The organism is Microbacterium sp. 18062 (assembly GCF_902706225.1).
Taxonomy (GTDB): Bacteria; Actinomycetota; Actinomycetes; order Actinomycetales; family Microbacteriaceae; genus Microbacterium.
In genome coordinates, this window is sequence record NZ_CACSKB010000045.1 from 1 (window position 1) to 23,408 (window position 23,408).

At 66.5% G+C, this 23,408-nt stretch carries 18 protein-coding genes; 14 read left to right on the plus strand and 4 right to left on the minus strand.

Annotation, left to right across the window (positions count from 1 at the left end; genetic code table 11):
- The 9 genes from GVL03_RS14825 to GVL03_RS14865 all read left to right on the plus strand — a co-directional run.
- On the plus strand, positions 1-1,315 hold a 1,315-nt coding region (locus GVL03_RS14825), incomplete at its 5' end, for an O-antigen ligase (RefSeq protein WP_159501781.1).
- Positions 1,312-2,625 carry an O-antigen ligase gene (locus GVL03_RS14830; protein WP_159501782.1) on the plus strand — a complete coding sequence of 438 codons (1,314 nt, stop codon included), beginning with the start codon at positions 1,312-1,314 and terminating at the stop codon, positions 2,623-2,625. The genes GVL03_RS14825 and GVL03_RS14830, both read left to right, overlap by 4 nt.
- 179 nt (positions 2,626-2,804) lie before the next feature.
- Positions 2,805-3,047, plus strand: coding sequence for a type II toxin-antitoxin system Y4mF family antitoxin (locus GVL03_RS14835; RefSeq protein ID WP_159501783.1), 243 nt, complete (start codon positions 2,805-2,807; stop codon positions 3,045-3,047).
- On the plus strand, positions 3,044-4,222 hold the full coding sequence (locus tag GVL03_RS14840) for a type II toxin-antitoxin system HipA family toxin (protein WP_159501784.1): 1,179 nt from the start codon (positions 3,044-3,046) through the stop codon (positions 4,220-4,222). Before GVL03_RS14835 ends, GVL03_RS14840 begins: the two co-directional genes overlap by 4 nt.
- 134 nt (positions 4,223-4,356) lie before the next feature.
- On the plus strand, positions 4,357-6,267 hold the full coding sequence (locus GVL03_RS14845; protein ID WP_159501785.1) for a glycosyltransferase: 1,911 nt from the start codon (positions 4,357-4,359) through the stop codon (positions 6,265-6,267).
- Positions 6,264-7,253, plus strand: coding sequence for a glycosyltransferase (locus tag GVL03_RS14850; protein WP_159501786.1), 990 nt, complete (start codon positions 6,264-6,266; stop codon positions 7,251-7,253). Before GVL03_RS14845 ends, GVL03_RS14850 begins: the two co-directional genes overlap by 4 nt.
- Positions 7,250-8,299 (plus strand): rhamnan synthesis F family protein, encoded by a 1,050-nt coding sequence (locus tag GVL03_RS14855; protein ID WP_159501787.1) that lies wholly within the window; start codon positions 7,250-7,252, stop codon positions 8,297-8,299. The genes GVL03_RS14850 and GVL03_RS14855 overlap by 4 nt, the downstream gene beginning before the upstream one ends.
- Positions 8,296-11,382, plus strand: a complete 3,087-nt coding sequence (locus GVL03_RS14860; RefSeq protein ID WP_159501788.1) for a glycosyltransferase — start codon at positions 8,296-8,298, stop codon at positions 11,380-11,382. Before GVL03_RS14855 ends, GVL03_RS14860 begins: the two co-directional genes overlap by 4 nt.
- The gene (locus tag GVL03_RS14865; RefSeq protein ID WP_159501789.1) at positions 11,379-13,016 is read left to right on the plus strand and encodes a phospholipid carrier-dependent glycosyltransferase; all 1,638 of its coding nucleotides are present in this window, start codon (positions 11,379-11,381) and stop codon (positions 13,014-13,016) included. The genes GVL03_RS14860 and GVL03_RS14865 overlap by 4 nt, the downstream gene beginning before the upstream one ends.
- Positions 13,017-13,138: 122 nt before the next feature.
- Here GVL03_RS14865 and GVL03_RS14870 read toward each other — a convergent pair whose 3' ends face one another.
- Complete coding sequence (locus GVL03_RS14870; RefSeq protein ID WP_159501790.1) at positions 13,139-13,657, minus strand: GtrA family protein; 519 nt, start codon at positions 13,655-13,657, stop codon at positions 13,139-13,141.
- A gap of 178 nt (positions 13,658-13,835) precedes the next feature.
- Between GVL03_RS14870 and GVL03_RS14875 the strand changes: the two genes are divergently transcribed.
- The 4 genes from GVL03_RS14875 (at position 13,836) to GVL03_RS14890 (ending at position 18,481) form a co-directional block, all read left to right on the plus strand.
- On the plus strand, positions 13,836-14,651 hold the full coding sequence (locus tag GVL03_RS14875; protein ID WP_235038187.1) for a glycosyltransferase family A protein: 816 nt from the start codon (positions 13,836-13,838) through the stop codon (positions 14,649-14,651).
- Positions 14,648-15,664 (plus strand): glycosyltransferase, encoded by a 1,017-nt coding sequence (locus GVL03_RS14880; protein ID WP_159501791.1) that lies wholly within the window; start codon positions 14,648-14,650, stop codon positions 15,662-15,664. Before GVL03_RS14875 ends, GVL03_RS14880 begins: the two co-directional genes overlap by 4 nt.
- Positions 15,648-16,577 carry an NAD-dependent epimerase/dehydratase family protein gene (locus GVL03_RS14885; RefSeq protein WP_159501792.1) on the plus strand — a complete coding sequence of 310 codons (930 nt, stop codon included), beginning with the start codon at positions 15,648-15,650 and terminating at the stop codon, positions 16,575-16,577. Before GVL03_RS14880 ends, GVL03_RS14885 begins: the two co-directional genes overlap by 17 nt.
- A gap of 62 nt (positions 16,578-16,639) precedes the next feature.
- A complete protein-coding gene (locus GVL03_RS14890) occupies positions 16,640-18,481 on the plus strand; it encodes a hypothetical protein (RefSeq protein ID WP_159501793.1) in 1,842 nt (613 codons plus the stop codon).
- Positions 18,482-18,631: 150 nt separating this feature from the next.
- Here GVL03_RS14890 and GVL03_RS14895 read toward each other — a convergent pair whose 3' ends face one another.
- Genes GVL03_RS14895 through glf form a run of 3 tightly spaced genes read right to left on the minus strand, consistent with a single transcriptional unit; the run spans position 18,632 to position 21,326 of the window.
- Positions 18,632-19,375, minus strand: coding sequence for an ABC transporter ATP-binding protein (locus GVL03_RS14895; protein WP_159501794.1), 744 nt, complete (start codon positions 19,373-19,375; stop codon positions 18,632-18,634).
- A complete protein-coding gene (locus GVL03_RS14900; RefSeq protein WP_159501795.1) occupies positions 19,375-20,166 on the minus strand; it encodes an ABC transporter permease in 792 nt (263 codons plus the stop codon). Before GVL03_RS14900 ends, GVL03_RS14895 begins: the two co-directional genes overlap by 1 nt.
- Before the next feature lie 23 nt (positions 20,167-20,189).
- On the minus strand, positions 20,190-21,326 hold the full coding sequence (gene glf / locus GVL03_RS14905; RefSeq protein WP_159501796.1) for a UDP-galactopyranose mutase: 1,137 nt from the start codon (positions 21,324-21,326) through the stop codon (positions 20,190-20,192).
- Positions 21,327-21,475: 149 nt separating this feature from the next.
- Here glf and GVL03_RS14910 point away from each other — a divergent pair, with 149 nt between their 5' ends.
- Complete coding sequence (locus tag GVL03_RS14910; RefSeq protein ID WP_159501797.1) at positions 21,476-23,404, plus strand: DUF6541 family protein; 1,929 nt, start codon at positions 21,476-21,478, stop codon at positions 23,402-23,404.
- The last annotated feature ends 4 nt before the right edge of the window (positions 23,405-23,408 follow it).

Genomic DNA, 23,408 nt, shown 5'->3' on the forward strand with positions numbered 1-23,408 from the left:
GTGCGTGTTCGTGCTGTTCCAGGCGCTCGCCGGCGTCGCGTGGGTGCACACGATCGGCGAGAACGGGACGGCCGCGGTCGCCATCGCGAGCGCGGCCGTCTCGATCGGCCTCTGGATCGCGGTGCGCCCGGCGGTCAACCCCCAGCGTCTCCCCTGGTTCGTGCTCGGCTACGTGGCCCTCGCGGCACTGTCGCTGCTGTGGTCGGCGTGGCCGGGGACCACCGCGGTGACCTGGCTGCTGCTGGCGATCACGACGCTGCAGGGACTGTTCGTCGCGGCCGTCCTCACCTGGAGGGAGACGGTCGCCGCGATCGCCGCCGCTCTCAAATGGGTGCTCGGGCTCTCGATCCTCTTCGAGCTCGCCGTGTCGTTGTTCGTCGGCGGACCGATCCTGCCCGGCTTCCGGATCCCGGCCGAGAAGATGGACCCCATCGTCTACTGGTCGCGGAACAACCTGTTCGACGACGGACGCATCCAGGGCATCTTCGGCAACGCCAACCTGCTGGCGGTCGCGGCACTGCTCGCGCTCATCGTGTTCGGCATCCGCTACGCCGCGCAGGCGCCGCATCGGCTGCTGCTGCCGGCGTGGGGCCTGCTCGCCGCGTTCCTCTTCGTGCGGGCAGGGTCGGCGACGGCCTACCTCTCCGCGGCCGCCGTGGCGGTCGTCCTCGCGACGGTGCTGCTCATGCGCACGGTCCGCAGACCCGGCGGGCGCACCGTCTACTACGTCGTCTACGCCGCCGTCGCCGTCCTCGCCGCGGCCGTCCTCTGGTTCGGCCGCGAGGTCATCTTCTCGGCGCTCGGCCGTGAGAGCGACCTCACCGGTCGCCTGGGGATCTGGGAGAGCGTGCTCGAGCGCGCGGCGCAGCATCCCGTGATCGGATGGGGGTTCGCGACGCCGTGGCTGCCGTCGGATCCGATGTTCGACGGCTGGATCGTCGACCACGGCGAGACCGTCATGCAGGCGCACAACATGTGGATCGACGTCTTCCTGCAGCTCGGGATCGTCGGGCTCGTGCTGATGGCCGGCATCTATCTGGCGTTCATCTGGCGGTCGTGGTTCTTCGCGATCGACCGGCCGCGCTGGGATCTGCGTTCCGACCGGCCGTACTCGCCCCTGACCCTCCTGCCCACCCTCGTCGCCACGGTGCTGCTCGTGCAGGGACTCGCAGAGTCCGGACCGCTGCTGCTGTGGGGGTGGATGTTCGTCGTGATGCTCGGGTTCAAGGTCACGCAGGCGCCGCTGGTCGGGGTGGGGCCGGCCGAGCAGTCCGTCGCGATCGAGCGCGGCGAGCGGGTGTCGGACGCGGCATGACCGCCGCCGCCTCCGCGTCGCCGCTCGGCGACCTGCTGCGCTCGGCAGGGTTCGCACGCGCCTTCACCCTGACGACGATCGCTGCGGCATTCGGCGCGTTCGCGATCGAGCGGCTCTCCGGGCGCGTCACCTTGATCACGGTCGTCGCCGGGCTGTGCGTCGTCGCGGTCGGCATCCTCGTCGCGCGACGCAGCGAGCTGTCGCTTCTCCGGCTCGCGCCCGTGTCGGTCGTGCTGTTCCTGGCATGGGCGGGCATCAGCATCGTCTGGTCGACCGACAAGCCGAAGTCGCTGGCGGGCTGGATCTCCCTCGCCGCGTTCGCCCTGCTCGCCCTGACGATCGCGCACGTGCGCGACACGCTGCAGACCGCCCGGGCGTTCGGCGACGTGATGCGGTGGCTGCTGTCGATCTCGCTCGGTGCCGAGATCCTCTTCGGCATCCTGCTCGACACACCGTTCGCCCCGCTCGGCATCCAGGGCACGATCGCCGAGCTGGGTCCGGTGCAGGGCATCTTCGGCACCCGCAACGCGCTCGGGTTCGTCGCCGTGCTCGCCCTGATCACCTTCGTGGTGGAGTGGCGCACCTCGTCGGTGCCGACGGGGCTCTCCGTGTTCTCCGTCGTGCTCGCGGGCGGACTCGCCGTGCTGTCGGACTCGCCCACGGTGCTGGTGATCGCCACGATCGTGGCGCTGACGACCCTCGCCCTGGTGCTCGTCCGGCACAGCCCCGCCGCGCGACGCCCCGTGCTGCAGGGCACGCTCGGCGGCATCGTCGTGGTGGGGCTGGTGATCGCGTACCTCGCGAGGAACCCGATCATCGCGTTCCTCGGTGCGGGTTCGGACTTCTCGACCCGCGCGGACCTGTGGAACACGATCCTCGACTACGTGCGCTCGTACCCCGTGCAGGGATGGGGCTGGTACGGCCCGTGGTCGCTGACCGAGTTCCCGTTCCTCTCGATCAACGTCATGCTCGGCGAGCGCCACGCGTCGGCGCTGAACGCCTACTTCGACGTGCTCGTGCAGATCGGATGGCTGGGGCTCCTGCTGTTCCTGCTGATCTGCGGCATCGCCCTGGTGCGCGGATGGGTCGAGGCGAGCGCGCGGCGCTCGGTCGTCTACACGTGGACGCCCCTGATCCTCGTCGCCCTCCTGGTCGACTCGATGTTCGAGAGCTTCACCATCCACGGCTACGGCTGGCTGATGCTCGTGCTGTGCGCGGCCCGCGCCGGGCAGTCGCGCTCCTGGCGGGACCGCGTGCGCGCGCAGACGCCCGTGCCGCCGGAACTGCCGCACGATCGCCCGGGCGCGTGACGGCCGCCGGTGACCGACGGCTATTTCTGAGCGATCGTGCAGAAAGCATGGCATTCACGCGCGCAACAGTCCCCGACTTTAGGAAATCTGCACGATCGCTCGCTTCACGCTTGAATTCCGGAGCCCTCATGCGTACGATCCTTTGAATCTGCACGATCGCTCATATGTGAGGAGGGTGGATGGCTGCGCAAGATCCGGTGGACACCTACGCCGAGACCCTCAAAGCACGCAGGCGCCGACTCGGCCTGACGCAGCAGGACCTCGCCGATCTGGCCGGCGTGTCCGCGCGTTCCGTCCATGAGGTCGAACGAGGAAAAGCCACGGTACGACTCGACGTGCTCACCGCGGTCGCAACGGCGCTCGGCCTCGAGCTGACCCTGACGCTACGCGGCACGACGGCGCCCCGGGACGAGTCCAGGTGAGCGTCCGAGTCGCGGACGTCTACAAGAACCGCGTCAGAGCAGCCGAGCTGCGCCGCACCGACGACGCGACGCTCTTCGAGTACACGGCCGACTACCTCGCCGCCGGGCTCCCCGCTGTCGCTTCCACATTGCCCCTGGGCTCCGCCGTGGGGACTCCCCCTGGAGCCGTGCCGGCGTTCTTCGCCGGACTCCTCCCCGAGGGACGCCGACTGTCCGCGCTCAGGCGCGCGATCAAAGCGTCCGCGGACGACGAGCTTTCCCTCCTGTGCGCCGTCGGCGCCGACACCGTCGGTGACGTGCAGATCGTTGAGACCGGTGCAGCGCTCGGACCGGTCGCACCGTTGATCGAGATCGACGACCCGCGCACCCTCCGTTTCGCGGACCTGATCGAACGCGTCGATCCCGTCGGCCTGCCCGGCATCCAGGAGAAGGTGTCGGGACGGATGATCTCACTGCCGGCACGCACCGGCACGAGCGACATCATCCTCAAGCTCGACCCTCCGGAGTTTCCGCACGTCGTCGAGAACGAGGCCTACTTCATCGATCTCGCCCGCCGTTGCCGCCTGCCGGTCGTACGCGCCCGCGTCATCCGCGATGTCGACGATCGCCCCGGCCTGCTCGTCGATCGTTTCGACCGCGCCGACTCCCCCGGCGGGGATACGGAACTGTTCGCCGTCGAGGACGCGTGCCAGACGATGGGATTGTGGCCGGCTGACAAATACTCCATGACAGCGGCCGAGGCGGTGCACTCGCTCGCAGCACTATGCGTCGCAGAGCGGGTCGCCGTGCGCGATCTGTTCCGTCAGATCGTCTTCGCCGTGCTCACCGGGAACGGCGACCAGCACGCCAAGAACCTGTCCATCGTTGCCGACGCGCACGGTGAGTACCGCGTCTCACCCGCCTACGACCTGCCCTCGACAGTGTTCTACGGGGACTCGTCACTCGCCCTGCCCGTCCACGGCAAGCGGACCGGGCTCTCTCGTCGCATCGTCCTCGGGTTCGCCGACGACATCGGTCTTCCTCGGAGACTCGCGGAGCGGATCATCGAGGAGCTCCTGCAAGGCACCGGACCGATGATCGAAGAGATCGAGTCCGGTGTGCTGCCCTTCGACGCGCGCACGAACACCACCGCTGCGAAGGAGCTGCGCTACCGGCGCCGCCTGCTGAGCGGGTGACGGCCGCGACGGTCGGCCGAGAGCGTTTGCACGGCGCGGCCGGGCGACGTTCAGGGCGGGGATAGGCGGGCACGGTAGGCTTCACTCCCGGCTCGACGCCTACATGATCGCCGACCGAACCGGAGTTCTCACCCGTGACCCATGTTCTTCAGAACGTCGTGTTCCCCCTGGAACGCGACCCTGATCTGCTTCCCCTCTACGTCGACCCCGAGACCTGGTCGGTGATCGACGAGGAGCCCGTCCGCGTCTCGAGTCGCGCTCAGCTCGGCAACATCCTGGATCGACGTCGTGCCCGCATCGTGGCCGGCCGCCGCGTGTCGTTCGGCACCTACTTCAACGCGTTCCCCGCCTCGTACTGGCAGCACTGGACCCCGGTACGCGATGTTACGCTGACCGTGCGCACGACCGGCGTCGCGACGATCCTGGTCTATCGCTCCACCGCGAGCGGCATCAAGCAGCGCCTCGAGACCCGCGAAGTGGAGGGCGACTCCACCGCGCACTTCGCACTTCGGCTCGACCAGTACAGCGACGGCGGATGGATCTGGTTCGACATCGCCGCCGACGAGAACTCTGCCGTGTTCGAAGGCGCGGAGTGGACGACCGAGCAGGAGCCCACGCGCACCGGCAAGGCGTCGATCGGGATCACGACGTTCAACAAGCCCGACTACTGCGTCGAGACCCTGCGGAACCTCGCCGACGCCCCCGACGTCCTGGATCTCATCGACCGCGTCTTCGTCGTCGACCAGGGCACCCAGCGCGTCGACGCCGAACCCGGTTACACGAAGGTCGCCTCGGCGCTCGGCGATACGCTCGAGATCCTCACGCAGCCCAACCTCGGCGGCTCGGGCGGGTTCGCGCGCGCCATGAGCGAGACGCTGCAGCGGCCCGAGAGCGACTTCGTGCAGCTACTCGACGACGACGTGCGCATCGAGCCCGAGTCGGTGCGCCGATCGGTCGTTTTCGGCCGCTACTCCTCGGTCCCGACGATCGTCGGCGCCCACATGTTCGACCTGCTCGACCGGCCGAAGCTGCACGCCTGGGCCGAGGTCGTCGACGACGCGCCTTTCATGTGGCGGGCGCTCTACCAGGAGAAGCTGCCGCACGACTTCAGCGTCGCGAACCTGCGCCAGTCGCCGATGCTGCACATGCGACTCGACGCGGACTACAACGGATGGTGGATGTGCCTCATCCCTCTCGAGATCATCCGCGAGATCGGCCTGCCGCTGCCCGCGTTCATCAAGTGGGACGACGCGGAGTTCTGCCTCCGCGCACGGGACGCCGGCTACCCCACCGTCTCGGTTCCCGGCGTCGCGCTCTGGCACGTCTCATGGGTCGGCAAGGACGACTCGATCGACTGGCAGGCGTACTTCCACGTGCGCAACCGCATCGTCGCGGGGCTCCTCCACTCCGGCGCTCCGGAGGGCGGCACTCTCCTGCGGCACAGTCGTCGCGTCGACCTCAAGCACCTCATGATGATGCAGTACTACCCGGTCGCGCTCCGGCATCGCGCCATCCGGGACATCCTCTCCGGACCGGAGCACATGTGGCGGAACCTCGCCACGGCGATGCCCGACGCGCGGACCCTGGCGAAGGACTATCCGGAGACGATCGTCCACAAGGACACGGGGGTGCCGCTGCGGTCACGGCGGGGGATGCAGGTGTTCAAGCGGCTTCGGAACCATGAGTTCGACAGCCCGGCCGGATGGCGGCTGCGCTGGTTCACCGCGTCCGCTCTCATCGCGCACTGGCTCCATGAGCCCAAGCCCGAGAACGTCGCGCAGCCCGAGGTGGAGTTCGGCAAGGAGAATGCGCACTGGTGGCGTGTCCCGTTGTTCGACAGCGCGCTCGTCAGCGCCGCGAACGGTTCCGGGAAGAACATCTACACGCGCGACCGCGCGACCTTCCGCCGCATGCTGATCGACAGCGTGCGGCTGCACCGGCAGCTCCGCAAGCAATGGGCATCCCTCGCACGGCGCTACCGCTCCGCCGCGCCCGAGCTGACCTCGGCGCAGAAGTGGGCTGACACGTTCGAAGGACGACGATGAGCGTGGAGCACGGCAGCGGCTTCGACCCAGCGACGGCGACGATCGCGGTGGTCACCTTCAACCGTTCGCCGCTCCTGACGAGGCTGCTCGAGAGCATCGAACGGATGGACCCGAAGCCCGGCCACGTGGTGATCGTCGACAACGCGTCGTCGGATGACACGACCGACGTCGTCGAGTCGTTCCGGGAACGCGTCGGCACCGAGATCGTCTACCGCCGGCTCGAGACCAACACCGGCGGATCGGGAGGATTCAGCGAGGGGATGCGGGTCGCCTACGAGCTCGGCTCGACCTGGATCTGGCTGATGGACGACGACGTCGAGGTGCTCCCCGACGGGCTCGCGAGCATGGGCCGGTGGGCCCCGCGGTTCAAGAGCATCCAGGGCAGGCGCTACGACTACGACGGCAGCGAGTTCTACTGGCAGTACCGGATCGCCGATCGGATGGGCATTCCCATCCCCTTCGCGCCCGCGGGCTTCGACGAGTCGGGGTTCAAGGAGATGAACTCGGGCTGCTTCGAGGGCATGTTCATCCACCGCGACATCGTCGCGCGGATCGGCCTTCCGGACCCGAGGTTCTTCATCTACTGGGACGACCAGCTGTACGGCTGGCTCGCCTCACGGATCACGACATCGGTGATCGTCGACGAGTTCGTGCTGCGCCGCACGCGCGAGATCAAGCAGTGGGACATGGGCATCCGCCACATGAACGCGTCGAGCGACGCCTACCGGTACTACATCATGCGCAACCGCGCGCACATCAAGCGCTACTACCGCGAACTCGGCGTCTACAATCCGGCGCTCTTCGGCATCGGAACCGCGCTGACCTTCGGCAAGGAGATCATCCGACTCCTGGTCGTCGAGCGGAAGGCCGGCGGCACGCGCCACCTCTTCCGAGGGCTGCGCGACGGGCGCAGGATCGCGAAGGACCGGTCCTGGCGGCCGATGCCGCCGCTGGGGCCGGTGCAGGTGACGGAGCCCACGCCGTGAAACGTCTCGCCGTGGTCGCCCACTTCGACTCGCGCGGCGGCGCCGCCGAGTACTTCCTGCGACAGCTGGAAGAAATCGGCCAGGTCTACGACGACGTCGTGGTCGCGTCATCGGCATCGTTGACCGATTCAGCGATCTCGAGTATCACGGAACGCGCTACGCTCCTCCGCCGCCCGAATTTCGGCCACGACTTCGGCTCATGGCGTGACGCCCTTGAGCGTCTGGGATGGGCTGCTGACTACGATGAGCTGCTGCTCACGAATGACTCCTACGTCGGGTTCTTCACGCCGCTCGCCGACGTCATCGCGGAGATGTCGCGCCAGCCCGTGGAGGTATGGGGCATGACGATGACGCATCGACTCGGCCTCCACATTCAGAGCTACTTCCTGCACTTCACGAGTCCCGCGCTGCACTCTCAGGCGTTTCGTCGCTTTTGGATGGACGCCAGGCCTGCGCCCGACCGACTGTCCGCCATCGCGCTCCAAGAGGTCGGACTGGGCGCAGCCATGCGGGCAGCGGGCTTCACGATCGGCTCCTATTTCACGCCGACAGTGGCCGAGCGCCTGCGCGCCAACGCGCGAGGAGCACACTGGCTGTACCGGCGCCAGCGAAGCTTCCCTGCGCGGTACGATTCGCTTCACGACGACGACTTCACCGCGCGAAGGCTCTTGCGCCCAGACGAGTCGGACAGGCTCAACACCTCGTCAGCTTTCGCAGACAGCACCCTCGACGACGGACGCCTGCCGGTGATCAAGCTGGACGTCCTTCGGAACGACCCATTCTGGCTGGGATCAGATGTGCTGCTGCGCTCGCTTCGGCGAAGCTATCCGACGCAGATGGCGGGCGTCGAGGAGCACATCTGGCAGATGCGGGAGGACTATGCCCCGCGGCCCTACGAGAACCACGCTCCGACGAGGCTCGCCCCGCCGCTCCGACTAGCGTTGGGCTATCGGCGCCCGTTGCCGTTGTTGCACCGGCCACGTCGCCCCCGTGATCACGAGTTCTACGCAGATTTCCCCGGCTCACAGAATAGGACGGATTCATGAGCGTCAGGCACGATGTTGCCCGGCTCCTGCGACGCGTGCCCGGCGTGCGCACCGCGCTCGAGGCGAGCGACCCCGCCCGCCGCGCGGAACGCCTGCTCGCATCGGGAATCATCGACGCCGAGTTCTACGCGCGACAGCTGGACCTCGAACCGATGACGGCCGCGCAGGTCGCCGCACACTACGTCCGGGTCGGCTATCTCAGCGGCGCGACGGTGAACCCTCTCATCGACCCCGACCGCCTGGACGCGCAGATGATGATCAGCGGCCGTCCGATCATCTATGACTACGTCAACGCGCGCGCCTGGGGTGTGCGCACCGCTACATGGTGGGATTCCGTCGCCTACCTCAAGGACCATCCCGACAGCGCGGATCATCCCGGCGGACCGGTCGGACACTTAACGGCGCGCCTCTCCCGCGGCGATACGAGCGCTCTCATCGTCGAAGGCAGCCCCGCCGCATCAGCGCGCTGGCAGGATCTGCGGAACGCTCTGACGGAGGCGTCGCGGGAATGGAGCACGCACGTCGCGGATCGCCATGCCCGCATCCCGGATTCCGCTCCCACGCACCCGCCGACACTGCACAACCGCTTCCCCGACGCGCGAACGAGACCGCTCGTCTCCATCGTGCTGCCGGTCTGGAATAGACCCGTCGGTTTGCGCCGCGCGGTCGAGTCGCTCGCCGCGCAGACCTGGGACGACTGGGAGCTGCTGGTCGTCGATGACGGGTCGTGGGACGACACCCTGGTCGTCCTCGACGTAGTCGCGCAGCGAGACGAGCGCATTCGTGTCATCCGTCGGGAGCACGAGGGCGTCTGCGCGGCGCGCAACGCTGGAATAGCGGCAGCAGCCGGTGACTACGTCGCGTTTCTGGACAGCGACAATACCTGGCAGCCCCGGTTCCTCGAAGACATGATGACGGCGATGACAGGATCCGGGTCCAAGGTCGCTTTCGCGTCGATGGCCAGCCGCAGCGAAGGTCACGTGCTCTACCGTGGGCGTGCCACGGATCACCGCCGGCTGTTGACCGGGAACACCGTCGATCTCAACGTACTCGTCGTCGCGCGCGACGCTCTGAGAGCCGTGGGAGGATTTGACGAGACCCTGCGACGAGCCGTCGATTACGACCTCGTCCTGCGCCTCGCGGCACGCTATCCGTTGGAGCACGTTCCGACGCTCGGCGCCGACTACGACAACGACGATGACGCGGCGGATCGCATCTCGACGACCGAGGCATATGGCTGGAATGTCGCCGTCAGGCTTCGGCACCAGCACCTCGCGGCAACCCCACTCCGCGCCGGAGTCACATACCTGATCATGACCCGCGGTTCGACGACCGTCATCGATGAGAGCATCGCCCTTGCGCGCTTGCTGGCAGAAGCCGAGGACGTCCAGGTCCTTCTTTCAGTGACCGAGCCGCTGGCGAGCCGCTGGCGAGCCGCGCGGCTGCTCGGGCATATGCACAACAACGTCGTCCCTCTCCTGCGCGGCGCCGAGTCGTTCGCCTATCTCGTGAACAGCGCGCTCCCGCTCGCAGAATTCGACCGCCTCGTGCTCGTAGGCCCGGACGCCTCGGCGGACGCCGAGACGCTCCGTGATCTGGCCGGCCATGCCGACCCGGAGCGCAGACTCGCCATCGCCCCGGTGGTCTTGACCTCTACCGGCACTGTTGAGGGATTCGGTTCCGCCATACCCCGTCCTGGCTCTCCACCGGTGCGCGTCCTCAACGACCATCCCGTCGAAGACCTCGCGGTCGTGACGGGGCTGGCATCTGTGCCCGCACTTACCTCGCGCGTCCTCGCATTACCGACAGCTCACCTGCGCGATGTTGGAGGACTCGATCCACTGCTGTACAACTCGTTGGAGATCGAGGCCCTGAGTGCCGACCTGCGCGCGAGCGGCTACGAGTTCAGGATCGACACCACTCTGCGGGCGATCGATCGCGGACACCCCTCGCACCTCTCGGTGGATACCGCCAACAATGTGCGCGCGCTCGCCGCCAGGACGAGGTCCTTCCCGCCGGATGACATCGATGACATCCTCGGACAGTTCGGCTTCGCAATGGTCGGCATTGACGTGCCCCCACCTGCGATAGCCGACGACGAGGAAGACGAGACGATCCATCCCGCACCGACCGGCCATCTGACGGCGATCGTCACGCGACTGCGACGCGGCGAGCGCATCCGCTGGGCTATCAAGACGGCGTCCCCGGCGGGTCCGCTCGGCGAGACATGGGGCGACACACACTTCGCCCGATCACTCGCGGAGGCATTGAGGGAGCAGGGACACGACGTCGTGGTGGACGCCTGGGACGCTCGGCACCGTTCGACCGCCTACCTCGATGACGCGGTGATCGTTCTACGGGGACTGCACGAGTACGTGCCCGCCGCCGGCCAGCTGTCATACCTCTGGGTCATCAGCCATCCGGACCTCGTATCAGCCCGCGAGCTGCGCGCCTTCGACCGGGTGTTCGCCGCTTCCACGCGATGGGCCAGAGTCATGTCCGCGCGCCTCGGACTATCCATCGAGCCACTGTTGCAGTGCACGGATCCCACGCGGTTCCGCCCGGAATCCGGCAGGCGCGGAGACGACATCGTCTTCGTCGGAAACAGTCGCGGTGTCCCACGTCCGGTAGTCATGGAGTCCGTCCGCAGCGGTCTGCCGATACAGGTGTACGGGAGCAACTGGGAGGCGTTCATCCCAACGAGTGCCGTCAAGGCGTCACACATCGACAATCGTGAGCTCGGCGTGCTCTACGCCTCAGCCTCCGTCGTGCTCAACGACCATTGGGCGGACATGCTCCGCGAAGGGTTCATCTCCAACCGGCTCTTCGATGCCGTCGCCGCCGGCGGACGGGTGCTCAGCGACGATGCGGAGGGGATCGCGGAAATCTTCGGCGGGGCAGTACGGACCTATCGCAGCGTGAGCGAGATCGTGCCGCTTCTCCAGGGGGATCACGACGAGTTGTTCGCCGACGAGGGCACCCTCGCTCAGATCTCTCAGCTCATCCGCAACGAGCACTCGTTCAGCGCGCGAGCAGAAACCCTCGCAATCCTGGCGGCCCGCGACCTGGGTAACCACGAGTGAACGGAGCGGTCCGCTCTCGCACGGGACGACGCTGGGCGCTCTGGTTACTTCTCGCCGCCACGATCGGTGGCGGAGCCGTCCGCTTCGGTGGCATCCTCTGGGGGCTGCCCGCAACTCTTCACGCCGACGAATGGGTGATCGTTGAGTACGCCATCGATATGGCGCGTAGGAACTCCTTCGAGCCGGCGTTCTTCGCCCGCCCGGATCACCTGGAGATCCAGCTGAGCTACCTCGCGTACCAATTGTGGGCCCATCTAGGACACGGGACGACGCCCGAACTTCTCTACGCTGTCTCCCCCGCTCCATTCTACGCGATCTCCCGCGCCATCACTGCTTTCTTCGGAACAGCGATGATCCCGCTCGCCTTCCTCATAGGACGGGTCGTCTCCCGTCCTACGGCCCCGATCATGGCGGTGTTCGTCGCGTTGTTCCCGCCGTTCGTTGAGCACTCTCGGTACGCCACACCAGACATCCCGCTCACGTTCACGGTGATGGTGGTAATCCTCGGCTCCCTGCGGTACCTGCGAACCTCGAGCTGGGGCGATCTTCTTCTGGCGTGCACCGGCGTCGCGCTCGGCATCACGGTCAAGTACCCGGCAGTCGTGGGATGCGTCATCATCGCTGCAGTCGTCGTCATCGCCGCCCTGCGCGAACGCAGGCCGATGCGCATCGTGAGCCGCGGTGCCGCAGCCATCGGTGCCGTACTGGGCGGAACATTCGCGCTGTCGCCGGTGCTGTTCACGAACGGAGGCGAGGTTCTCGGACAGCTCACCGCGCAGAACTCTGCCGGTCACCTTGGAGCGAGCGGGCTAGGCTTCGGAGGGAACCTGCTGTTCTATGTTCAGGAGGTCCTCGAAAGCGGCGGCGTCCTCCTCATCATCTTCGCAATCGCCGGGGTAGTGTGGCTGGGCCTCCGCGCACCGTGGGATCTCGTGCCGTTCGGAATCAGCGCGGTCTACTGGGTCTTTCTCAGCCGCCTGGAGTTGCACTGGGAACGGTGGGGACTGCCCATCTACCTCGGAATTGTCCTGCTGGGCGCGATCGGCGTTTCGGGGCTGTCCCGTGTCGCACTGCGTATGTCCGCCACCGTCCCCGACGACGCGCCAGTCGAGCGCCGCCTCGCGGGGCGCGCAGGCCCGTGGACGATCGGTATCCTTTTCTCGCTCAGCGCGGTGACGCTGGCCTCGGGTTCGCTGGCGCAACTCGCCTACGCACTCGCGCCGGACACGCGTGTGGTCGCGGCATCTGCGCTGACGGTCCGAGGCGTGACTGCCGAGAACACCGCCTACGACGGCTACACGCCGTTCCAAACGGATGACCCCGACACGATTGCCATCTGGCTATCTGTGGCGGACGACGCACTTGAGGCCGAGCCCGGGATCGAGTACATCCTGACCTCATCCCTCATGGCGAACCGTTATCTCGCCGACAAGGAACGTCCGGAGCACGAGGTGTATGTCCGTGTGGCAGCCGATCTTCCCGAGATCGAACGCTGGACGCCCTCTGGCACGCCCCCGGAGGGCATGTGGGAGATCGAACGGATCGTACGTACTCTCCCCTACCTGTGGCAGACCTTCGGCGGAGGCATGTCTGGTCCCGAGCTGGTCCTATACGGCTGGCCCGTCGGCGCATGACCGACCGTCAACGCGAATGTGCCCCGTACCGTAGGCCATCGAACTCTTCCGGGATGACCGTGCGGCGCGCAGCACCGACAGACGGAACGGAAACCAGACTCATTGCTCTCCCAGGAACATCCCTACTTCAGGTTGTCTTCCTGCGGCGCCCCTCGAGACGTTCGGTTTTCAGCCTCGACATTGAGCACACCGGCCGTTCCCAGCACCTCGGCACCCTGCGGCTTGCGAAAAGAATATGCTTTGTGCAGCACGTATGTCGCTACCACGAGGATGAAAGTGATGACGAGCTGACTCACGAGCTTCTCGGCTTGACTGTCGAGGCCGAGAGCGGCGACGGCAAAGACGCCGAGACCGAGGTTCGCCAGGAACGAGCCGAAGGTCACCGAGGAGAACTTCGCGAACTCGCGCAACAGGCGCCCGGAGCTTCGGAAGACGTACCGGCGTTGGAGCGCGAACGACGTCGCGTTCGAGATCAGCCAACTCAGCGTCGTCGCGATCGCGAAGTCCGCCGGTACCCGGAGCGCATGCAGCACGATGAGGAACACGGAATAGAGTCCGTACGAGAAGGCCGTATTGAGACCGCCGAAGAAGAGGTATCGGACTTCGGGTCGGGCCACGACGGCGGTGATGAGCGACCGCACCGGATAATTCTAACCTCCGCACTAGCGGACCAGCCGGGTGGACGCGCAGACCTCTGCGCTATGCTCTACAGCCGCGGCGTGCGTCACTCGATCTGCGCAGGCGGTACGTCTCTCCGGTCTGCTGTGCACTCGGACGATCGCCGTTATCGGAAGGATGGGAATGACCGCTGCACCCCTCGTGTCCGTCGTCATCCCCGCTTACAACAACGGTCGCACGCTCGGTGAGACGATGCAGTCCGTTCTCGCGCAACGCGATGTGGACTTCGGCCTGATCGTCGCCGACCATTCCTCGACGGATGGCACTCTCGACGTCGCTCGGCGGTTCCTGGACGATCCGCGCGTCACGGTCCTGCAGACCGACGCGGGAGGCGGCGCTTCCCGGAACTGGAACCGAGTGACGGATGCGGCCACAGGATCGTTGGTCAAACTTGTCTGCGGTGACGACGTATTGCTACCTGGGACACTGGCCCGGCAGGCCGCAATCCTGAGCGACACAACAGTGGCGCTCACAGCGTGCCGCCGCAATGTCGTCGACGCCAACGGCGACATCCTGATGGGTGCGTGGGGACTGCGTGGCCTCGCGAAACCAATGAGCGGCCGCGAGGCTGTACGCCGGAGCATCCGCGCCGGATCGAATCTCTTCGGCGAGCCGGCGTCGGTCATGATGCGGCGGCGCGTGCTCATCGAGACCGGTGGCTGGTTCCCGGACTTCCCCTACCTGATCGATCAGGCCACTTACAGCCGCGTCCTCATGCGCGGTGACTTCGTCCCGGACCTGGAGACCGGAGCGACGTTCCGGATGAGCAATTCACAGTGGAGCGTCGCACTCACTCGTGAACAGTCGACACAGGCGCGGCGCTTCCATCATTGGATCGCCGCCGCCTACCCGGGTCTCCTGGGCCGCTCCGACCTCTTGATCGGCGACACACGCGCACGGTTGATGGCTCACGGACGTCGCCTGAGCTACAAAGTGCTCGAACGGAGAATGCGATGACTCAGCCCGCGGACGCGATCGTGCCCTATGTCCACCGGCTCTCCGTGGTCATTCCCGTCTATGGCGGCGAGAAGACTCTGCGGTCGGTCGTGGACGAGGTCGCGGAGTTGACGTCCGGCTTCGTCACTGCGGATGGATACTCGGCGACCGTGCACGAGGTCGTACTCGTCTTCGATCACGGCCGGGACCGATCCGCCGAGGTCATCCGGGCGCTCGCGTCCGAGCGCTCGTACGTGAAAGCCGTGTGGCTCAGCCGCAACTTCGGCCAGCATGCGGCCACGCTGGCGGGCATCGCCTCATCCGGTGGAGACTGGGTCGTGACGCTCGATGAAGACGGCCAGCACGACCCGGCCGCGATCGGCTCGCTCCTCGACACGGCGATGAGAGAGTCCGCGGACGTCGTGTACGCCGAACCGACCAACAAGCCGCCGCACGGCTATCTGCGAAACACCGCGTCCCGAACGTCGAAACGGCTCCTGGAGACCGTCTTCGGCGGTGGCCAGGCATCCCACTTCAACAGCTTCCGCCTCATCCTCGGCGAGGTCGGTCGCAGCGTGGCGGCGTACTCGGGAACCGGCGTGTACCTGGACGTCGCGCTCTCCTGGGTCGCGGCCCACATCGTCACCTCTCCGGTGCACCTGCGCGAGGAGGGCGACCGCCGCTCCGGGTATTCGTACCGGCGACTGATGGCTCATTTCTGGCGCATGATCCTCACCTCGGGCACCCGGGGACTTCGCCTCGTCACCGCTCTCGGCCTGCTCTTCGCGGTCGGGGGTGTGGTCTTCGCGCTGTATCTCGTGATCATGAGGTTCAGCATGGGGGACATCCCCGAGGGCTGGACGTCCCAGATGGTGCTGACCGCGCTCGGAATCGGGGCGGTCCTCGTGTCGCTTGGGATCGTCGCCGAGTACCTGGGCGTTGCGGTGAACATGGCACTCGGCAAACCGGCGTATCTCATCGTTCGCGATCCGGATTCGGGTCCTCTCGGCCGACGGCATGACAATTCCCGCTAGGTGGATCATCGGTCGCGGCCTGCTGGGCAGTGCCGTCGCGGAGACACGCGGGGACCTCGTCTTCGGCGCAGCGGTCACCTGGGATGATCCAGACACCGCGGTCGAGGACCTGCGACGGGGCCTCGACGCGTTCATGTCCACGGATGCGGAGTCGTGGGAGATCTACTGGTGTGCCGGTAAGGGCGTGACCTCCACCCCTCGCGCCCTGCTCGAAGCCGAGGCCGGTGTGTTCGACGCCTTCGTGGCCTCCCTTGAGTCATTGCCCCTCGAGCAGGGCTCACGCACGCGGGTGTTCCTCGCCTCGAGTGTGGGAGGAGCCTACGCCGGCAGCGCCGACGCACCGTTCACCGAGCTCTCCGCCCCTCAGCCGTCCTCGGCCTACGGGGAGGTGAAACTGCGGATGGAGTCCGCCCTTCTCGGCGCCTGTGCGACGAACGGGCTGTCGGCCTTCGTCGCACGCATCACGAATCTGTACGGGCCCGGGCAGGATCTGGGAAAGGGCCAGGGACTCATCTCGGTCATCGTGGAGAGCTACGTGACGGGACGCCCCGTGTCGATCTACGTGCCTCTGGACACCCTGCGCGACTACATCTATGTCGATGACTGCGCCCGCATCATCGACGCGGGTATGCGTCGTCTCGCGACGCTTCCGCCCGGCACGTCCGTGCGGAAGATCGTGGGATCGATGCGGGCAGTATCGGTCGGCGCCATCATGGGCGAGACCGCACGGCTCCGCCGCAAACCGGCTCCGATCACCTCCGGCCAGGGGAACGCCGTCGGTCAGGCATCCGACCTGCGCGTGGTATCGGTCGTCTGGCCCGACCTCGACGCGCTCGCATCGACGACCCTGCCGGAGGGCCTCGGTGCGACCTACCGATCCCAGCTGCGCGCCCACATGGTCGGGACACGCTGAGGCCGATCGAGCGACCCCGGGCTCGAGTCGGCCGGTGGCTGACGTCCCCGTAGGATGACGAGGTGATATCCGGATCCCGACGTCGCCTGGCGCTTGCTTTCACCTCTTCCCTCGTCGGGGCCGCCCTCATGCTGCTCGCGCAGCAGGCCGGTCAACTGCGAGCCGGCCGCAATCCGCTCACTCATCTCCGAACCCGCTACTGGCACGATCAGTTGGGGTATCTCTCGATAGCCGCCAACGCGAACAACGGCGATCTCGGCCTCACCGAACCGGTCACGCTCACGGGCGTCAACCACTATCCCCGGTTCTACTACACGACTGTCGGAGCGGTCGCACGACTCTTCAATCTGGAGATCGTGACAGCCTGGAACCTGCTGTCATTCACCCTGCAGTTTCTCGCGGTCCTTTCCATCGGCCTGGTCGCCGTGTCGCTATCGCGTCGCTGGTGGGCGGGCTTCTTCGCACCGCTGCCCTTCTTCACGGGAACATTCGCGTATCTCGTCACCCCCGGATCCTGGTTCACTGCACTCGAATCGCATGCGGTGCTATGGGGCCCGTGGGGCGTACTGTTCTCGAACAACGGCGAGACAGCGGGTCTGTGCGTCGGGATCATCGCGATCTGCGCCACGGTGTGGGCCTGGGCGCATCCTCGACGCACCTGGGTGCGGGCGACGATCACGATCATCGCTGCGGCCTCCATCGGAATGCTGTCGAGCTTCCAGACCTACTCGTTCCTCACGCTGACGTACACCTTCGCCGCCATCGCCGCCGCAGCGGCTCTCATACTCGCGCGAAAGCGCGCTGTGCTGTCCGCCGTCACGCTGCTCGCTGTCGTCGTCGTGTTCGCGGTCGGTCCGGTCCTCGCGGAACGTGTGGGACAGCTTCCGACCCTCGTGTTCGGCCTGCTGCCATTCATCCCCGGAATCGTCCTCGCGATCGTTCAGAGCAAGGGCCTCGTCGCAGCCGCGGGCGCAGCTGCCGGTGTCACGGCTGCACCGCAGCTCATCTGGACCGTATCGGGGATCCTTCAGGGCGATGACTTCCTGACCTACCGTGTCGCTTCCAATCACGATCTCGGCGTCGTCAGTTGGCAGGCGCTGGTCGGCGCAGCCGTCGTTCTGGTCGCGCTCGTCGGTTTCGGGCTCATCGGCTTCCTCGTTCGGGACGCGCTCACGATGTCGCTGACCACGGGCAGCATCGCCGCGTTCGTGCTCCTCGCGCTGAACGATGTCTGGGGCGCCAACGCCGAACCGTACAGATTCTGGATCGATGGGTTTCTCGTCGGCGGGGTGCTCGCGCTGCTATCCGGCGCTCGGCTCACCGGGGTCCTCTTCGTCTCCTCCCGTCGAACCGCCGTCTCCGGCCGCACCCGTCCGAGCGGTCCGGCACTGGCTCTCGTGAGCGTCTGGGCGCTCGTCGGAGTCCTGTGGGTCGCAGCGCTCCCCGACTGGGTGAACTCCCTTCGCGATGACTACATGCAATCCGCGTGGGATCCGCAGTCATCGCGTGAGATCGCTATCGGATCCCTTGCGCGCGAAGCCACGCAGAGTGTGCACGAGGGCCTGCTCACGACAGACGGTTGCATCGACAACCGCACGACGAAGCTGCTCTCCGGGGCGCCGATCGCCAACTATCACCTCGGCATGGCCTGGCCGAGCAACAGAGCCGAGATCGATTCGATCATGCTCGCGCGCGACGCGGGCGCCCTCGACCCGGCGGCGATGCTGGCTACGGACACGCGATGGGTGCTCACCGACTCGAACTGCGAGCCCGACTGGGCGGCTGAGTACGCGGACATCCTGACGCCGGTCGCGACTCGCGACTACACCAGTTCACCGACGGCGACCGGTACCGCGGATTCGTCAAGAAACGGCACCATCACGCTCTGGCGTTTGAACCCCTGATGGGCGCTCAACCGTCGATCGCGAGCAGCAGATCTTGAGGCGGAGTCGCGAGCCTCTGTGCGGCGCCAGACTTGGATGCAGTCCGGCTACCGCCACCGGGCGCCAGTGTCCGTTGGATGCGTCGCCCAGTTCCCTTCGGCCTTCGTCGACTCAGTTTGCGTTGTAGTCGGCATTGTAGTGGTCCAGCACCTCGGCGATCGGGGCATCGAGTTTCAGTGCCCCTCTGTCGAGGTAGAGCCCACGTGTGCAGAAGCGCCGGAGGTCCCGCTCGTTGTGACTGACGAAGAAGAGCGTCCGCCCCTCGGCGAGAAGCTCGTCGATCCGTCGGTAGCACTTCTCCCGGAACGCTTTGTCGCCGACGGCCAGTACCTCGTCGACGAGGAGGATGGGCTCCTCCAGCTGCGACACGACAGAGAACGCGAGGCGCACCTTCATCCCGTTCGACAGGTGCTTGTAAGGAGTGTCCACGAAGTCCTGCAGCTCGGCGAAGTCGATGATGCCGTCGAAGCGGCGCGCGACCTCAGCGCGCGTCATCCCGTGGAGGCCTGCTGTGAGCCGCACGTTCTCTCGCACGGTGAGATCGCCGACGAAGCCTCCCGTGATCTCGATCAGCGGCGCGACCCCGCCGTGCACGTGCACATGACCCTCATCCGGCAGGAGGACTCCGGCGACGAGCTTGAGAAGCGTCGACTTGCCTTGGCCGTTGCGCCCGACGACGCCGATGGATTCGCCCGGCTGGACAGTGAACGACACGTCGCGCAACGCCCAGAACTCGTCCGGTCGGGACCGACGGGACGCCCCGGCGAAGAGGTCCTTCAGACTCCGGCGTCCGCGACGGTTGCGCCGGAATCGCACGCCGAGGTCACGAACCTCGATCGCGAGTTCGCCGCCCATCAGAGCTCCTTCAGCAGCGGACGCTCGAGTCGGCGGAAGACGAGCAGTCCGATCACGAGGATGAGGATGCTCGTCGCTGCCCCCACGACCACGCTCAGCGTGTCCCATTGGTCGGGGAAGAATCCCACTCGATACAGCGTGAAGATGCCGGCGAGCGGATTGAATGCGGCGAGATCGGCGAAGACCCCGGGCAAGTCCGCGACGCCGTAGATGATGGGCGAGGCGTAGAAGAGCGCGCGAAGGATGAGTCGAGTCGTCCGTTCGAGATCCCCCCAGAGCACGCACAGCGGCGCGACGATGAGCCCGAGTCCGACGAGCAGGATGGTCTGTAGCAGCACGGCGACGGGGAAGAGCAGCAGACCCCATCCGGCCGTCGCACCGGAGAACACCGCGAAGAACGCCAGCACCGGCAACGAGAAGAGGAACTCGACCCCTTTGCTCAGGACGATCCGGTTCACCCAGATCGATCGCGGGATGGCGGTCGAGCGGACCAGACGCGAGTCCTTGTTGAACGCGCGAGTGAAATCCGTCACGGCGGAGTTGAACCACACCCAGGGAAGGAGCGCCGTGATGAGGAAGACGATGTAGGGCTCCTCCCCGACCCCGCGTCCGAAGACCTGGGTGAAGACGAACCAGTAGATCGCGCTCATCACGAGCGGATCGAGCACCGACCACAGGTAGCCCAGCGCGCTGGTGGCATAGCGCACGCGCAGGTCCCGCGCGGACAGCAGCCACAGCGAGTGGAGGTAGCGCCGCGGGGAGCCGGGTGCGCCGACGGCAGCTGTGGTCACCCAGCGAGTCTAGAGCGCGCGCCTCACGCGAGCTGGTTGTTCCACAGGGACAGGGCGGAACCGATCGCCATGTGCATGTCGAGGTACTGATACGTGCCCAGGCGTCCGCCGAAGTGAACGTCCTTCTCCCCCTTGGCCAGCTCACGGTACGCAAGCAGGCCCGCACGGTCCTCGGGGGTGTTGACCGGGTAGTACGGCTCATCCTGACGGGTGGCGAAGCGCGAGTACTCGCGGACGATCACGGTCTTGTCGGTGGGGTACCGATCGGCGCGTTCGGGGTGGAAGTGCTTGAACTCGTGGATGCGGGTGTACGGGGTGTCCGCATCCGCGTAGTTCATGACGCTCGTGCCCTGGAAGTCGCCGATGTCGAGGACCTCCTGCTCGAAGTCCAGGGTCCGCCACGATAGCGCGCCCTCGGCGTAGTCGAAGTAGCGATCGACGGGTCCGGTGTAGATGACCGGCACCTGGCCGACGGTCGCCGCCTTGTTGAGGGGCTGGGACTCGTCGAAGTAGTCGACGTTCAGCGTGACGTCGATGTTCGGATGGTCCGCCATCCGCTCGAGCCACGCCGTGTACCCGTCGACGGGGAGACCCTCCCAGGTGTCGTTGAAGTACCTGTTGTCATACGTGTACCGGACGGGGAGGCGCGAGATGACCTCGGCGGGCAGGTTCTTCGGATCGGTCTGCCACTGCTTCGCCGTGTAGTCGCGGATGAACGCCTCGTACAACGGGCGCCCGATCAGCCCGATGCCGCGCTCCTCGAGGTTCTGCGCCCGCTTCGGATCGAACTCGCCCGCGAGCTCGTGCACCAGCGCCCGCGCCTCGTCCGGCGTGTAGGCGGACTGGAAGAACTGGTTGATCGTGCCCAGGTTGATCGGCAGCGGGAAGACCACGCCCTTGTGCGTCGTGTAGACGCGGTGCACGTAGCTCGTGAACGCGGTGAACCGGTTCACGTACTCCCACACCGAGGGGTTCGACGTGTGGAAGAGGTGCGCTCCGTACCGGTGCACCTCGATTCCCGTCTGCGGCTCGTCCTCGGTGTAGGCGTTGCCGCCGATGTGGTGGCGACGCTCGATCACCGTCACCTTGCGTCCCGCCTCGGCAGCACGTTCGGCGATGGTGAGGCCGAAGAATCCGGAACCGACGATGAGAAGATCCATGGAGCGAGCTTTCTGGACGAGGCCGAGTCGGAGTGCGGCGAGGAACTGCCGGGTCGAGTGTACCTTTCGGGCGCACCGGCCCAATCGGTGGGCGATCAGGCTCGGTCCGATACGCTTGTGGATTGTTCTGACAAGGCTCGGGAGTGTGCATGGACGAGGGATGGCTCATCGCCGTACCGCCGTTCCTGGTAGCCGTCGCTGTCTTCCTGCTCCCCGGGCTTGCCGTCGTGCTCGCCGGATGGAATGCACGGTCACTCACGCCGTACCTGTTCGCCCCCGCCATCTCGACAGCCATTGCTGCCGTCGGTGCCAATATCGCTCCACTGGTCGGTCTGGCATGGTCGCCGGTACCGGTGGCGATCGTCACCGTCGCGGCCGTGATCGTGGCTATCGCCCTGCGCCGCTGGGTGGGGGCCGAGTCGGTGCCGCGAGCTTCCGTCCGCACGATGTTTGCACTCGTCGGTGGCCTCGTGGCGGCGGCGGCGATCATCGGAGCCCAGCTGACCCATGTATTCGTCGGTCCCGAGAACATCTCCCAGACCTTCGACAATGTCGTGCACCTGAACTCGATCCGCCTGACCCTCGACGCCGCCGATGCCTCGGCATTCGCCGTGGGACGAACCTCAGACATCGGGTTCTACCCCAACGGATGGCACAGTGCAGTCACGCTCGTCGCGCAGCTGACCGGCGTGAGCGTGCCGCTCGCTGTCAACACGACGAACCTCGCGATCGGGGCATTCGTCTGGCCGACCTCGACCATGGCCTTGGCCGCCGTGCTGTTCCATGGACGCGCTGCCGCGCTCATCGTATCCGCTGCCCTTTCGACGGCTTTCGGAGCCTTCCCGATCCTGCTGCTGTTCTTCGGCGTGCTGTACCCGAACACGATGGCCTACGCGCTCCTTCCTTCAGGCATAGCCGGAGTCGTTCTCGTCCTGCACGCTCGTTCCGGTCCGCTACGGACGCGGGCAGGTGTGCTCCTGCTGGTGATCTGCGCCGCTGTGGGCCTCTCCCATCCCAATGCGTTCCTCGCCCTGTTCGCGTTCGGCACCTGTGTGACGTTGTGGGAGCTGGGGTGCGCAGCGCTACGCCGTCGCGACCGGCGCACGTGGATCGTCACCGGTAGCATCGCCGTCGCCCTTCTGACGACCGGGGCCGCGCTGTGGCGCTTCGGGCGAACGGGTTCCACCATGTCAGGGTGGGGTGCATGGCAGAGCACCGCACAGGCGTTCGGCGAGGCGGCTCTCGTCGCCCCACGCGGCTATCCGATCACGATCGCCACAGCTCTCCTCCTGCTCGTAGGGCTCGTCATCATCGTCCGAGGTCCGTCCCAACATCTCCTGATCGGCATACCGTTCGGCGTGGCGGCATTCATGTTCATCCTTGTCTCCGGCGTACCCGCCGGCACCTTCGTACGGGACCTCGTGACCAACCCCTGGTACAACGACTCCTACCGGCTCGCCGCGCTGCTCCCCGTTACCGGCATCCCCGTCGCGGTTCTGGGAGCGCTCTCGATCGTGGACGGGAGCCGTCGTGTGCTGCGGCGACTGTCGCTGCCGCGACTGGTTCCCGCCGCGGCAGCGACAGTCGCCGCAGTCGGCCTGTTCGGCGTCGGGGCCGGCGCGAACGTGACCGCCACTGCAGCCGCCGCACGCGACGCCTACGTCCTCGGCCCGGGCTCATCGCTGCTCACCGAAGACGAATGGCTTCTTCTTCAGAGGTTGGATCAGACTGTCCCCGAAGACGCTCTGATCGCGGCGAACCCGTGGACCGGTGCATCCCTCGCTTATGCCCTGGCCGGCCGCGAGGTGCTGGAACGTCACATCTTCGGCGAGCGCACCGAAGACGAGATGTTCCTCGACGAGAATCTTCACGATATCGACAGCGACCCTCGTGTCTGCGAGGTCGTCGACCGACTGAGCGTGACGTACGTGCTCGATTTCGGCAGCCAGAACGTCTTCAATCGCGCTGACTCCGGGCTGGAACGCGCCGGACTCAACGATCTGACCGAGTCCGCCTACCTCGTGCTCGTCGATTCCGAGGGCCCCGATGCCCGGCTCTTCCGCATCGAGGGGTGCTGACACT

Coding starts and splice junctions, on each gene's coding strand:
- GVL03_RS14830 (WP_159501782.1), top strand. CDS start 1,312: ATGACCGCCGCCGCCTCCGCGTCGCCGCTCGGCGACCTGCTGCGCTCG.
- GVL03_RS14835 (WP_159501783.1), top strand. CDS start 2,805: ATGGCTGCGCAAGATCCGGTGGACACCTACGCCGAGACCCTCAAAGCA.
- GVL03_RS14850 (WP_159501786.1), top strand. CDS start 6,264: ATGAGCGTGGAGCACGGCAGCGGCTTCGACCCAGCGACGGCGACGATC.
- GVL03_RS14860 (WP_159501788.1), top strand. CDS start 8,296: ATGAGCGTCAGGCACGATGTTGCCCGGCTCCTGCGACGCGTGCCCGGC.
- GVL03_RS14880 (WP_159501791.1), top strand. CDS start 14,648: ATGACTCAGCCCGCGGACGCGATCGTGCCCTATGTCCACCGGCTCTCC.
- GVL03_RS14885 (WP_159501792.1), top strand. CDS start 15,648: ATGACAATTCCCGCTAGGTGGATCATCGGTCGCGGCCTGCTGGGCAGT.
- GVL03_RS14895 (WP_159501794.1), bottom strand. CDS start 19,375: ATGGGCGGCGAACTCGCGATCGAGGTTCGTGACCTCGGCGTGCGATTC.
- glf (WP_159501796.1), bottom strand. CDS start 21,326: ATGGATCTTCTCATCGTCGGTTCCGGATTCTTCGGCCTCACCATCGCC.
- GVL03_RS14910 (WP_159501797.1), top strand. CDS start 21,476: ATGGACGAGGGATGGCTCATCGCCGTACCGCCGTTCCTGGTAGCCGTC.